At 43.4% G+C, this 14047-nt stretch carries 9 protein-coding genes; 5 read left to right on the top strand and 4 right to left on the bottom strand.

The annotated features are described in order from the left end of the window. The first annotated feature begins 76 nt into the window (after positions 1-76). Positions 77-3469: a DEAD/DEAH box helicase gene (locus MUB50_RS02285; protein WP_244789837.1), complete on the top strand. Its 3393-nt coding sequence runs from the start codon at positions 77-79 to the stop codon at positions 3467-3469. Positions 3470-3578: 109 nt separating this feature from the next. Here MUB50_RS02285 and MUB50_RS02280 read toward each other — a convergent pair whose 3' ends face one another. The 4 genes from MUB50_RS02280 to MUB50_RS02265 all read right to left on the bottom strand — a co-directional run bounded on the left by MUB50_RS02280 (position 3579) and on the right by MUB50_RS02265 (position 8551). Next, positions 3579-4952, bottom strand: a complete 1374-nt coding sequence (locus MUB50_RS02280; protein WP_244789839.1) for a sodium-dependent transporter — start codon at positions 4950-4952, stop codon at positions 3579-3581. Between the two features lie 183 nt (positions 4953-5135). Continuing rightward, positions 5136-6743, bottom strand: coding sequence for a response regulator (locus tag MUB50_RS02275; protein ID WP_244789841.1), 1608 nt, complete (start codon positions 6741-6743; stop codon positions 5136-5138). A gap of 18 nt (positions 6744-6761) precedes the next feature. After that, positions 6762-7691 (bottom strand): sensor histidine kinase, encoded by a 930-nt coding sequence (locus MUB50_RS02270; RefSeq protein ID WP_244789843.1) that lies wholly within the window; start codon positions 7689-7691, stop codon positions 6762-6764. Between the two features lie 53 nt (positions 7692-7744). After that, positions 7745-8551 carry a cache domain-containing protein gene (locus MUB50_RS02265; RefSeq protein ID WP_244789845.1) on the bottom strand — a complete coding sequence of 269 codons (807 nt, stop codon included), beginning with the start codon at positions 8549-8551 and terminating at the stop codon, positions 7745-7747. 212 nt (positions 8552-8763) lie between these two features. Here MUB50_RS02265 and MUB50_RS02260 point away from each other — a divergent pair, with 212 nt between their 5' ends. From MUB50_RS02260 to MUB50_RS02245, 4 genes are read left to right on the top strand one after another with little or no spacing between them, the layout of a single operon-like run. Continuing rightward, complete coding sequence (locus tag MUB50_RS02260; RefSeq protein WP_110103601.1) at positions 8764-10071, top strand: ABC transporter substrate-binding protein; 1308 nt, start codon at positions 8764-8766, stop codon at positions 10069-10071. A gap of 59 nt (positions 10072-10130) precedes the next feature. Next, positions 10131-11003, top strand: a complete 873-nt coding sequence (locus tag MUB50_RS02255; protein WP_110103600.1) for a carbohydrate ABC transporter permease — start codon at positions 10131-10133, stop codon at positions 11001-11003. Beyond that, positions 11000-11842, top strand: a complete 843-nt coding sequence (locus tag MUB50_RS02250; RefSeq protein WP_021976595.1) for a carbohydrate ABC transporter permease — start codon at positions 11000-11002, stop codon at positions 11840-11842. Before MUB50_RS02255 ends, MUB50_RS02250 begins: the two co-directional genes overlap by 4 nt. Before the next feature lie 9 nt (positions 11843-11851). After that, positions 11852-14020: a glycoside hydrolase family 2 protein gene (locus MUB50_RS02245; RefSeq protein ID WP_110103599.1), complete on the top strand. Its 2169-nt coding sequence runs from the start codon at positions 11852-11854 to the stop codon at positions 14018-14020. The last annotated feature ends 27 nt before the right edge of the window (positions 14021-14047 follow it).

The raw sequence follows: 14047 nt of genomic DNA, 5'->3' as shown, positions 1-14047 counted from the left end.
CACACAGGAGACTTGTCACAGTGCAGGTCTCCTTTTATAATGGAAGAAACGCGATAAGAAAAGAAGGGAAAGATGCATGCTTAAACGAACAGCCATACGGGCACTTTGTAATACAACGGCATATCAGAGAGGCCTTGATATTTACCGTACCGGAAAGAGGATCCAGTCGCTGGATATTAAGTCGGAAGGAGCTGTGGATAAAATATCTGCAGCAGTGAAGGGAAGTGGGCGTAATGTATACAATACAGGCTTTCAGTATGATACAGAAGCGGACCGCATAAAAGAAGCATACTGTGACTGCCCGGCCTTTCGCAGCTATTCCGGGATCTGTAAGCATTGCGTGGCAGTGCTTCTGGAATATGGAGACCGTAAGGCCTATGAGCGTGTGGAAATCCGCAGACAGCAGGATGAGGAACAGAAGCAGGCAGAGTTATTCAGCGGAACAGCATTTCCGGCTGCTTTATCCGGACCAGGGCAGCCTGCAACGAAAACCACCGTTGAGCTGAAAAGCCTCCTTAATCGCCAGCTATACAGCCGTATGCTTCCGTTTTCCGGGGATCCGTATTTTGGCAGGGTGGAGCTGGAAACCTGCCTGAAATTTAATTCTGTGAGAAATTGCTTTACCGTGGAATTCCGTGTTGGCTGTGAGAAAAAATATATCCTCAAGGATGTGTTGGCCTTTGTGTGGAATCTGGATCATAATGAGAAGGTTTCTTATGGAAAAAATCTGGAATTTATCCATTCCGATGAAGCCTTTTCAGAAGGATCCAGAAGCGTGCTGTCCTTTATCCGGGAATGGGTCGAGAATCATCACGGCACTTACATGTCCAGATATGAACAGCTGAAGAATATAGCTGTGGAAAAGGTGAGGGATCTTACCGTTGACAGAAAAGAACTTGAGGATCTGCTTCTTATACTTGGCGAAAAAAGTTTCAAGTTCAAAATGAACAATGATCCGGAAACAACATGGCATTCTGTCAGAGAAATTCCGGACAGGACGCTGATGATCCGGAAGAAGGATCAGGGGTTATCTCTTGAGATCGCGCCGGTATACAGTGTGACAGGCATACGGTATCATATGTATTTTGATAATGCGAAGGTATATCTGGTTTCCAGGCAGGAGCTTGGAGCAGTGGAGGAATTTGTTACCTGTCTGGAGCGGCTTCCTGCAGGCCGAGGCTTTATTGATGAACCGGATGTGCCTGTGTTTGTGCGTGAGCTGCTTCCTTCCCTGAAAAAATTTTTTCACTGTGATCTCAGGGATTTCCCGGAAGAAACAGGTCTTGAATGCTACAAGGCTGCATATGAGATCTATCTGGATGCGCCGGAGCGTGACTGGATCACCTGTAAGGCGTTTTCTGTTTACGGGAAGGATAAATTTTCGGTTTTTGACCGGGATATGTCTGCCCGCACCAGGGATATTCCGGGAGAGCTTGGTGTGTTTGCGCTGCTGTCAAAATATTTTAATGGATATGATGACCAGCGGATGGAGCTGGCATTGGATTGTCGTGCCGGGGAACTGGAATCTTTGTGCAGGGAAGGTTCAGGGAAGCCCGACAGTGTGAAAGATTCCGAAGAAAAGCTTTACCAGCTTCTCACTGAAGGTATCCCCGCCATGCAGAAAGTTGCAGATGTCTATATTTCCCAGTCCATCAAACAGATGCAGGTGACAAAGCTGCCAAACATCCGTCTTGGCGTTTCTCTGTCAGCCGGACTTCTGAATCTGAATCTGGATGTGGAGGGGATGGATCAGGCGCAGCTTTTTGATATTCTTTCCAGGTACGATCGCAGGAAAAAATATTTCCGCCTGAAGGATGGCAGCTTTCTGGATGTTTCCGATGGTCAGCTCAGGGAGCTTTCTGCTCTGAAAAATGGACTGCAGATCAGTGACCGTGAACTGAAAAAAGGAAAGACTCAGGTTCCGGCCTATCGTGCCATGTATCTGGATAGTCAGCTGAAGGGCGGCGATCTGATCAAGGTAGAGAAGGATAATGCCTTTCGTGCGTTGATCCGGAACATGCAGACAATGGAAGAACATAAATTTCAGATTCCCAGGGAGCAGGAAAAAATCCTCCGGGGCTATCAGAAAGAGGGTTTTTACTGGATCAAAACTCTGAAGCATAATCAGTTTGGAGGAATCCTGGCAGATGACATGGGACTTGGAAAAACCCTCCAGGTGATCACATTTCTCTGGTCAGAATTTCAGGAATCTGCGCCGGGAGAAAACAGACGTGCCCTTGTGATAACGCCTGCTTCGCTTGTTTTTAACTGGATGAACGAGATTGAACGTTTTGCGCCGGGACTTCCGGCTACCGTTGTAACTGGTGATGTGAAGGAGAGGAAGGCACTGATCAAAAATGCGGGAGAACGGGAGATTCTGATCACCTCCTATGACCTTCTGAAACGGGATCTGAAGGCTTATCAGAACCTGGATTTTGCTGTGCAGATCATTGATGAGGCGCAGTATATCAAGAATCACGGAACTCAGGTGGCAAAGGCTGTGAAAGAGATCCGGTCGGAATTCAGGCTTGCGCTGACCGGTACACCGGTGGAGAACAGGCTTAGTGAGCTGTGGAGTATTTTTGATTTTCTGATGCCGGGATTTTTGTATTCTTATGAGAAATTCCGCAAGGAAATAGAGCTTCCAGCTGTGCAGTACAGCAATTCCGATGCGATGGAGCGTCTGCAGAAAATGATCCGTCCTTTTGTGCTGCGGAGACTGAAGAGGGATGTGCTGAAGGATCTTCCGGATAAGCTGGAAAAAGATATGTTTTCCCCGTTGGAAAGCGAGCAGAAGGAGCTGTATGAGGCCCATACGGAACGGCTTCGCCTGATGCTTGGGATGCAGTCGGATGCGGAGTTTCGCACTTCTAAACTGCAGATCCTTGCAGAGATCACGAGGCTGCGGCAGATCTGCTGTTATCCAGGACTGGTATATGAAGGATACAAAGGGAATTCTTCCAAGCTGGAGATGTGCATGGAGTTGGTTCAGAATGCGGTGAATGGCGGACATAAGCTCCTGTTGTTTTCCCAGTTTACTACCATGCTGGATGTGCTGGTTGCCCGTCTGAAAAAAGCAAAAGTTTCTTTTTATATGTTGACCGGATCGACTTCCAAGGAAAAACGGGCGCAGATGGTACAGGCATTTAATGAGGACGATACTTCTGTTTTCTGCATTTCTCTGAAAGCAGGAGGAACAGGCCTGAATCTTACGGCAGCTGATATTGTGATCCACTACGATCCATGGTGGAATCTTGCCGTGCAGAATCAGGCTACAGACCGTGCCCACCGCATCGGTCAGCAGAACGTGGTCAGTGTCTATCGCCTCTTTATGAAAGACACCATAGAAGAACGGATCCGTGCCCTTCAGGAAAGAAAACGGGAACTGGCTGACGAGATCTTAAGCGGCGAGGGAATCGGACAGGCTTTGATCAGCCGGGAGGAAGTACTGGAGCTGCTGGGACGGTAAACTTCTTAACCTAGTGCAGGCGGTGAATACCCGTCTGACTCAGCAAAAACACCCCTGATGGAAATTGCGTGTGTAAATCACATACGATATCCGTCAGGGGTGTTTTATTTTATGCAAAAAACTTATCGTACAGACCAAAGAAGAAGATAAACAGAATGATCAGCGGCAGGATATAAGTGATGTATCCTCGCATCCATTTCCGGATCTTCATGCCTTTTCCGGTGTTGGCTTCTTTTGTGAAGCTTTCCCAGCCCCAACCACGTTTGGAAACGCAGAAAAGCAGGTATACAAGAGAGCCAAGCGGAAGCAGAAGGTTGCTTACCAGGAAATCCTCGAAGTCGAGAACCGCACCTCCGAATACATCGAATCCGCTCCAGCTCCATACGTTGTAACCAAGAACGCATGGCAGAGAAAGAAGGATGATCGCGATCGCGTTGATAAGACTGGATTTCTTACGGCTCCAGCCGGTAAGCTCCATACCACAGGAAATAATATTTTCAAATACAGCCAGGATGGTGGAGAATGCTGCAAATGACATAAAGATGAAGAACAGGCTTCCCCAGAGTCTTCCAAGTGGAATGTGGTTGAAAATATTCGGCAGTGTGATAAAGATCAGGCTCGGTCCGGAGGTCTGGTCAACATTGAAAGTGAAACATGCCGGGAAAATAATAAGTCCGGAGGTGATCGCAACGAATGTATCCAGGATCGCAATGTTCACGGATTCCCCAAGCAGTGCGTGATCTTTTCCGATGTAGCTTCCGAAGATCGCCATGGCACCGATACCGAGGCTGAGAGTGAAGAATGCTTGGTTCATAGCACCGGTGATGGTGGTGATGATACCGATCTCCTTCATACGCTCAAAATCCGGGATCAGGTAGAATTTCAGACCCTCTTTCGCACCATCCATGGTAAAGCTGTTAACAGCCAGGATAACCATAATGATCAGAAGGGAGATCATCATAACCTTGGTAACCTTTTCCAGGCCATTCTGAAGACCGCGGGAACAGACAAAAATACCTGCGATAACAACAACGATCATCCAGAATCCCATGGTTACAGGCTTGCCAAGCATATCTGTAAACTGACCGGCAACACCTTCAGAATCAAGCCCCTGGAATTTGCCGGTTGCTGTCATATAGAAGTAATTCAGCATCCAGCCGGTAACGGTTGTGTAGAACATCATCAGAAGATAACATCCGATCAGAGTGATATATCCGTGGATGTGCCATTTCTGGCTTGGTTTCTCCAGAGCGTAATAGGCTTTGACCGGGCTTTTCTGGCTGGCACGTCCAACCGAAAATTCCATGGTCATAACAGGCAGTCCCAGGATAGCCAGGAAGATCAGATAAAACAGTACGAATGCACCGCCACCGCCCTGTCCGGCCATGTAAGGGAATTTCCAGACGTTTCCGATTCCGATGGCACAGCCAGCAGAAATCAGAATGAATCCCAGACGGGATCCAAGTTTTTCTCTTTCTTTCATAACTCACCTCATTATTGCAGTATGGTAAACTGCTATTTGTATAAAGCCACAGGTTTTATCTTAACACATTCCGGGATATTGCACAATAAAAAGAACTTGCATTTTACATAAAACATATGTTAGAGTAAAATGTAATTTTAATGAGATGAAGCGGTGAAACGTTACGCTTTAATGAGATAAAGATCATATGCCGATAGAACCTGGATAACTGTTCTTTTCAGTCAGGGATACAAAGTTTTTTGGAGAGATTCCGTAATATTTCCGGAAACATTTGCTGAAATATCCAGAATCAGAAAATCCGCATAAAGAGGCTACATTTTGAATGGAAGGGCTGTCTTCCAGAAGAAACTGTCTGGCTTTTTTCATGCGGCAGACATTGATATAAGAGGTAAGTGTAACTCCGGATTCCTGACTGAATACAGCAGAGAGATGCTGGGGATTGACAAAAAAATGGGAAGCAATAGTTTCAAGACGAAGATCCGTCTGATTAAAATTCAGACAGATATATTCCTGAACCTGGGACACAAGAGCTGACTTCCGCGGATTTTTTTCATCAGCAAGGGAATCCAGAACTGCTTTGCAGGTAGACTGGAGCAGTTGTTTTAATTGCAGGGCACTCTGGCAGTTCTGGTAAGTATTTAGGGCGTTTTCCAGAAGAGGAAAAAGTGTTTCACGCTGACTGCACTCCGTGATAAAACCGTCAAGTACAGTAAGAAAAGCAGCAGTTACACTCCAAGTCTGCCGGATGTGGATTTTTTTTGTGATGATATCGTTGAAATATTCATCAATATATTTACAGAGAGCCGGTGAATTTTGCTGGCGCAGAAAGATCAGGATATCATCATAAACCAGAGGCTTTAATGTAAAATCAGCGGAATGGGACTGGGGCGTGAAATAAAGAAATCCGGAAGAAGACGCAGTTCTGTTATGAAAAACAGAAAGAGCCTCTTCATAGGAATAACGGATTCCTTCCACGCCTTCATGAGGTGTTCCGCAGCAGAAAAAAGTGGAAATCTGTGCAATATTATCATATATCCCGGCAAGTCTGAGACAGGATTGTTCCAGATCGGCAAAAGAAAAATCAGAGCTTTTTTCCATGATGATATACTGTCTCATCTGAGAATAGTCAATGTAAATAAGCTCTTTGCACACAGGCTGTAAGATTTCTCTGCATATATTTTCCAGGATAGTGTGGAGCAGAGAAAAATCACCTTTTTCATCCCATATTTCCGGATTGGCACTGTGGATCTCCATAAGAATGGTAAGATAACCGGAAGTTTTATGAATCGGAATTTTTTCCAGATCATCCGGGGAAATGGTTGTTCCGCTGATCACCTTCTGGAAGAAATTAAGCTGCATTTGTCGTGTATACAGATCGCGGAACTGAAAATAATTATTCACATAACTGTTTTTGGAATTTTCCTGATCGATCTCGTCACTTACTTTCTGGAGTGTCTCCATAAGCTCCCGGTGATCCAGTGGCTTCAGGAGGTATCCGCGGACCTGAAGAGAGATGGCTTTTTTGGCATAGTCAAAATCTTCGTATCCTGTGGAAAGGATGAATCTGGTATGACAGTCTGTTCCAAGAGCTGCAATCATATCCAGACCGCTCATAACCGGCATGGATATATCCACAAGGGCAATATCGGGTTTGACATTTTCAATAAGCTGGATTCCGGCCTGTCCGTTATTAGCTTCCCCTGCAATGTTATAAATGTTTTGTTTTTCAAGAAAATTGATCAGAGATTTTCTGAAAAAAATTTCATCGTCAATAATTACGAGTGTTTTCAATTTATATTTCCCCCTCAATCAGATTTTTTTGTCAGGTATTACTATGGTTACAGTGGTTCCCTTTTCAGGTGAACTTTCGATGGTGAGTCCGTAATTCTCACCGTAGAGAAGAGCAATCCTGTGGTTGATACTTGGAAGCCCGAAAGAATGTCGGGCAGTTTTGAAGTCTCTGATAGAACGGTTAAGTTCGGCAAGTTTTTCCGGCGGGATACCGGAACCATTATCAGAAACAGAAATACAGATGGTACCATTTCTGATAGAAACATTTAAGTGAATATGGCACATCTGGCTGGTAAGTCCGTGGACAAAAATATTTTCCACAACAGGCTGTATGGTCAGCTTAGGTATCTCTGCCCCATGATCCTCCCAGGACGGCTCATAGGTGATCTCGTAATCAACAAAATCCATATACCGCAGATTCTGGATATAAAGATACTGTTCTGTAAGAAGCAGCTCCTGGCGCAGAGGAATGATAAACTGTCCCTTTGAAAGAGAGTTTCTGTAGAAAGATGACATGGCAGACACTGCTTTTACTGCGGTATCATTCATGTCAAGTTCTATGAGAGACTTGATGGTGTTTAAAGTATTATAAAGAAAATGGGGATTGATCTGGGACTGTAAAAGACGTATTTCCATTTTCTGTTTGGCATTTTGTTCCTCATAGATATCGTTAAGTAATGTCTGGATCTTCTGCATCATAAGGTTAAACTGGTTATAGAGAACTGCAAGTTCATCATTTGAAGAGTAACTGGCAGAAATATTCAGCTTTCCGGCAGACGCAGATTTCATTTTTTCTACAAGTCTCTGTATAGGTGCGGTGACAGTACCTGTACATAATATGGAAAAAAATACAGATAAAATAAACACTACAATGCTGATCAGAAGAATATTGTGCAGGATCACCATATGATCCAGAGGCAGACTTTCCAGAGGAATCAGGTTGATCACATTCCAGTTCAGGTCAGGATAGGATTTGCAGATAAAAAGAGTGTTAGTGCCGTCTACGGAAAAAAATGCCTGTAGGTTTCTGTCAGGGTTTTATAATTCTCTGAACTGATTTTTGTATAGGATGAGAAGTCTTTATAAATACCTTCGGATGAAGAAGAGGAAAGTATCTGTCCATTTTCATCAGTAATATAGAAATCCCTGGAAGAGCTGTCCGGAAGGTCGCGGAATGCAGAGGAAATATTTGTTTCTCTGATCAGAAGGACCAGGGCGCCCAGATATTTGGTGTTATCAATGTTTGTAATGCTTTTTAAGGCTACAAAGGTTGGCTCCCCGCTTATCTGGAAGGGTCCGAGAAACTGAAAAGCCAGATTAGTCTGAAGGCTGTCAAGGACTTCGGGATCTAAAATGGAATCAAGCTGATCTGTTTCTGTGGTACTGCTGTGAAACCAGTGGTTTTCTGTATCCAGGATATCCCAGGCATAGATGTTTTTGTGAAGTCCGATGATACGCTGGGCCTGGTCTGTAAGTTCGGAATTTACCAGAAAATGTTCCAGTGTGTTTTCGGGAACTGTGGGGTTTTCTTTTAAAACATCGGCGATATTGCTGTTGATGGAAAGGGTGATGGCATAGTTTGATATATGATCGATCTTTTCTCCAAGGTTGCTGGTGATCAGGGATAGCTGCTGCTGGCTGGAAAGTGCGGCACGCTTGATCAGTACTTTTTTGGATGCAGTATAAAAAAACACGGAAGTAAGCATAAGTATCAGAGAACTGAGCAGCAGATATGTAATAAAAAGCCTGCGTTTCAGACTGATTCCTAAAAATAATTGAAACGCCTTTTTTTTCAGATTTTCTATCATGGAATCCCCCTCCTGATTTTATTGGCTACATTATATAATAAGGGAAAAATTCTCACAAGTGTTGGGAAATTATTGGAGAAAATATTCCAGGTACAGCGAAGATTTTCCATGTATTTTTCCGGACGGATTTAATATAATGGTCTCATCGATAAGGAAAGCGGAACAAAATATTCAATCCGGATGAATAGAAATGTACCAAAAGGAGGACGAAAATGAAATTAAAAAAAGTGATGGCTGCTACACTTGCCACAATGATGTGTCTCTCTTCATTCAGCATGATGAATGTGTGGGCAGATAAAAAAGAGGATTCCGAACCACTTGTGATCAATTATATCAGTGCCAGAGGCGAAACAGATGCAGCGTTAAAAACATTGAAGAAGCTTGCAGAAGATTACAAAAAAGATCACCCGGATTTTGAATTCAATGTAGAGTCTATTGCAGACAGAGAAACATATCTTCAGAAGATCAAGATCCTTGCATCCAGCAATGAGTTGCCGGACTGGTTTGATGCAGATCCGGAGGCATTTTTTGAAGGTCTTTGCAAAAAAGATCTGATCTACAGTGTGGATGACCTTTATGATGAACTGGGTATCAAAGACAAGTTCTTTGGTATTGCACTGGATTATCCGAAACTCAGTGACGGAAGCAATTACCTTATGACCTGGCAGGGAAATGTAGAGTATTTCTGGTATCACAAAGACATGTTTGAAAAAGCCGGAATTACTGAAACACCCCAGACACTGGAAGATCTCCTGGATGTGTGCAAGAAGCTGAAAGATGCGGGAATGACCCCGATATCCGCAGGAAATTACGACATGATCATGCGTTATCCGGCATTTAAGGCTTTCAGACTGGAAGGAAATGACTTCATTGACAATGCAAGAATGGGAAAAGAAAAATTTAATTCTGAGACAGGTATCGCAACAGCCCAGTATACACAGGATATAGCCCAGTATTTCAGTGAAGGATGGACAAGTTCAGATACTACCGCGCAGATGGATCTGTTTCTGAACAGTGGTGCGGCAATGTTATACACCGGAACATGGGATACACCGGATCTTACAGATGATGAGGGAAATCTTAAAGATGATATTTCCATGTTCAAACTTCCTGTAGACAGCGAGGGAACCGCTACGGGAGAAAATGATTACTATGCGAATTGTGGAATCGGAACTGCCATTCTCAAGGATTCCATGAGTGATGAGATGAAAGATTTCATCAGTTATGTATGGGATAATTTTGCTGATACGGCAATGTATGAGTTCAATATGCTTCCATCCATGATGCCAAGTGATTCGGAGAAGCTGCCGGAGCTTACACAGCAGATTTTAAGTGATCTTGAGAACTGTGGCACTTTTGCCCAGTGCTGGGATGTTCGTCTGGATCCTTCTACAAACGAGGTTTACAGAAAAGAGCTGGCAAGCCTTGGAATGGGAGAATCAACTCCTGAAGAGTTCTGTGAAAACATGGACAAAGCTGTAGAACAGTATGCATCTGATTATTTTGACACTGAAGAATAACTGATAGAATGCGCAGATGCGGAATTTTATCTGCATCTGCGTATGAAAGGGGAGAGGATATGAAGCCCAGAAATAAAATCCAGCCTTTACCGTTTGTTCTTCCTGCACTGTTCATATATATTCTTACTGTTATCATCCCAATTCTGTGGTCAATGGGTTACAGCCTTTTTTCCTGGAATGGAATCGGTGATATGAAGTTTATCGGACTAGAAAATTATGTGAGGATGTTTCAGGATGAGACATTTCGTGAGGCTGTTGTAAATAATCTTAAATTTGTTGTACTGGGAAGTCTGTTCCAGTTATGTGCAGGACTGATCCTGGCGATTTTGCTTACACATATTTCCAAGGGTGGAAATATTCTGCGGGTTATTTATTTTATTCCATGTATCATTTCATCTATGGCGATCTGCCAGATTTTTTCCAAAATGCTTTCTGTCCAGCCCCAGGGTCTGGTTTGCTATGTGATGGAAAAACTGGGAATGGAACCTATCGCTTTGCTGGCAAATTCCCATACAGCGCTGATAACCATAACCCTGATCGATGGATATAAATACTGTGGTCTGTACATGATCATTTTTTATTCCGCATTTGTATCCATATCAAAGGATGTGATCGAGGCATCTACAATGGATGGCTGCAATGTTTTTCAACAGTATCGTTACATAAAGCTTCCACTGGTGAAAAATATATTCAGCATTGTCATTGTAATGCTTGTAAATGGTTGTCTGAAAACCTTTGATGTATTCTATATTCTTGACAATAAATCCAGATCAACAGAGATGGTGGCAACTTATATGTATAAAACCGCTTTTAATTCGGCTGACTTTGGCTATGGAAGTACATTGTCCGTTTTTCTGGTCATTGAATGTCTGGTAGCAGTAGGGATTATACAGAAATGCCTGGGATCGGCGAAAGGAGATGGGTCAGAATGATAAAATCAAGAAAAAATATACCTATTCGTGCTGTGTTCTATGTAGTGATCCTTATTTTTGTCATGATACAGGTCTACCCTATTTTCTGGGTTATCTGCTCCAGTCTGAAAACACCGGATGAAATGACATATACTGCACAGTATGCCCTGCCATCAGGATTTTATCTTGGAAACTATATCAGCGCACTGACGATCTCATCCATTCCAAGATATTTTCTTAACAGTACGGTTGTGGCAGTTCTCACACTTCTTGGCATCGTAGTCCTGGGATGCCCGGTTGCATTTGTGATCAGTAAGGTAAAGGTAAAATATGCCAATGCACTGATGGCATTTTTCCTGTTTGGAATGATGGTGCCTATTTTTTCCTGCCTTGTACCCATGTTCCAGATTTATAACAGGATCGGACTGAGAAATACATACTGGGCACTGGTGCTTCCGCAGATCGGGTTCGGACTTCCAATGTGTATCTATCTTTACACCGGATTTTTTAAATTTATGCCGGATTCTCTTCTGGAAGCGGCAGTTATTGACGGTGCCACAATGGGAACCACATTCCGCAAGATCGTGGTACCTATGGCTAAAAATACTACAATGACAGTTCTTACATACAATTTTGTTTTTGTATGGAATGAATTTACCTATGCCAATACGTTTATCTCATCTTCTGATATGAAAACTCTTCCAATTGGCCTGAATGACTTTGTGGGGCAGTTCGGAAGAGTGGACTGGGGAAGTACATTTGCGGCGATCGTAATATCGATCCTGCCTACACTGATCGTGTATTTTATTCTTAACAGGAACATAATCGAAGGTATGGCTGCAGGTGCGGTCAAGAGTTAGGAGGCTGAAATGGAAACAAGGATTGAATTGAAACAAGGATGGAAAATTTTGCAGGATGTTCATGATACAGGGGAAAAGATCGGGCTTTATGCTGCCAGGGAAGCAGATACTTCCGTAGGTTCCCAGGTGTCTGAATGGGAGGAACTGGAGGAACTGAAACATCTGCAGCTTATCTATGCCAGACAGCCATATTTCGGGCGTGAACTGAGATATTTCAATCAGGCACCCTGGTGGTACAAAACAGAGTTTGAAGTTCCGGATCAGAAAGTTACGGATGCTGTCCTTAAATTTACCAATGTGGATTATTATGGAAAAGTATGGCTTAACGGAGAATTTCTTGGAGAGCATGAAGGATATTCCGCTCCATTTTCCTTTAATGTAAAAGATAAGCTTGTTTTTGGAAAGAAAAATTATCTCATTGTAAAGGTAAGTTCTCCATGGGATGATGAGGTGGAGCTGGATGCACAGGATTCCAGAACCACCCTGGTAAAAAGAAATATGGTAAAAGGTACCTACGAACATTCTGATACATTTATCCAGAGAGATGTAAATCCTGTAGGAATCTACGGAAAAGTGGAGCTGATCCTGACAGAAGAAGGTGTTCTGGAAGATCAGACAGATCTGAAGTATGAACTGGATCCAGATGGAAAGAAAGCAGACGTATATGTGGAAACTGAAGCGCGAGGTCTGAAATCCGGGGAGACATATGATTTTAATGTAAAGATCCGGGAAAAAGAGTCCGGTCTTATAAAGGCAGAAAAAACTGTTCAGATAATGGCAGAGAAAGCAGAGACAGGCTTTAAATGTGAGCTTAAAGTGGAAGATGTCAGACTGTGGTCCACATGGGATCATGGTTATCCCTGGATGTATCAGGCAGAACTTACGTTAAGCAGGGGAAAAGACATACTGAGCAGCAGAACAACGAATTTTGCTTTCCGGGACATTCAGATTGAGCGTAATGAAAAAATAACAAGATTCTGGCTTAATAACAGGAAGCTGTATATAAGAGGAACCTCTTATTTTCCGGATTGTTATATTTCCGCAATGACAAGGGAACGGTACCTGAGAGATCTTCTTAATGTAAAGGCGGCAGGTTTTAACCTGGTACGAGTACATGTCCACACAGAGCAGGAAGTTTTTTATGATCTGTGTGACGAGCTGGGAATTGCAGTTCTTCAGGATTCGGAGTACAACTGGACGCATCCTTCAACAGATGAATGGGCGCAGAGATTTGCAGATGTTTACAGAGAAAATGTGAAACTTCTGAAGCATCATCCGTCTCTGATCTGCTGGATCATTATGAATGAACCGGGATGTGTTGATCCGGATGGAAATGTGAGAAGGAGATTTATGGAGGAAAATCCGGGACCTGCTCTGTATAGGGAGGTACAGAAGATGGATCCGGGCAGACCGATCATCAAGGGTTCTTTCTGCGAAGATGATCCGCTTAGCGGGGACAGCCACAATTATCTGGGTTCTTTAAGCGGTGGAGAATATGCAGATATTTATGAGCAGACAGAAAAGCTGAATACAGAGTACGGATTTGATGCACCGGGCAGCAGTGAAAATCTGAAAACTGTTCCGGCGGTATATTATCGTCTGGAAAAACTGGTGGATGATATCCCGAAGATCCAGGAATATCAGTATAAGCTTCTGAAATATTATACAGAGCATTACAGGATCCAGAAATATGAACCTTGCTCAGGATATGTACAGTTTATGTTTATCGACCTGTGTCCTCAGAGCTTCTACGGTTTATATGACTGGTGGGGAATTCCCAAAAAGGGTCTTCAGGCTATACTGGAAAGCAACGCACCAGTGGGTGTTTTTGCAAAGCACAAAGATCATCTGGACAGTCTGTATATTGTAAATGATACAGATGGAGCTCTGGGAGAGTGTGAACTTACATGGATCATTACAGAAACATTGAACGGAGAACTGGTGGAAAAGGGAAGTGTTAAAGCAGAAGTTCCGGCAGACAGCCGTGTCATGGTAAAAACCTTTGAGAAAGAATACGGAAAAGGCGAGAAGTGGAACCTTACACTAATTCTTTCTGATAATAGCGGTAAATGTATGGCAAAGAATACCTATCAGGATATCTGTACTTTGCTTTCAAGAGTTGATGGGCATCCGGACCGTATGAGCCATGAGTTTGGAATGAGACTCTACTGGGCCTGAGATATCCGTAGCTCACAGGCACTTTCA

The organism is Blautia sp. NSJ-140, assembly GCF_022868965.1.
Taxonomy (GTDB): Bacteria; Bacillota; Clostridia; order Lachnospirales; family Lachnospiraceae; genus Blautia_A.
Note: the sequence above shows the minus strand (reverse complement) of the source record. Positions and strands in the feature narration are given on the sequence as shown.

Coding starts and splice junctions, on each gene's coding strand:
- MUB50_RS02285 (WP_244789837.1), top strand. CDS start 77: ATGCTTAAACGAACAGCCATACGGGCACTTTGTAATACAACGGCATAT.
- MUB50_RS02280 (WP_244789839.1), bottom strand. CDS start 4,952: ATGAAAGAAAGAGAAAAACTTGGATCCCGTCTGGGATTCATTCTGATT.
- MUB50_RS02265 (WP_244789845.1), bottom strand. CDS start 8,551: ATGATAGAAAATCTGAAAAAAAAGGCGTTTCAATTATTTTTAGGAATC.
- MUB50_RS02260 (WP_110103601.1), top strand. CDS start 8,764: ATGAAATTAAAAAAAGTGATGGCTGCTACACTTGCCACAATGATGTGT.
- MUB50_RS02255 (WP_110103600.1), top strand. CDS start 10,131: ATGAAGCCCAGAAATAAAATCCAGCCTTTACCGTTTGTTCTTCCTGCA.
- MUB50_RS02250 (WP_021976595.1), top strand. CDS start 11,000: ATGATAAAATCAAGAAAAAATATACCTATTCGTGCTGTGTTCTATGTA.
- MUB50_RS02245 (WP_110103599.1), top strand. CDS start 11,852: ATGGAAACAAGGATTGAATTGAAACAAGGATGGAAAATTTTGCAGGAT.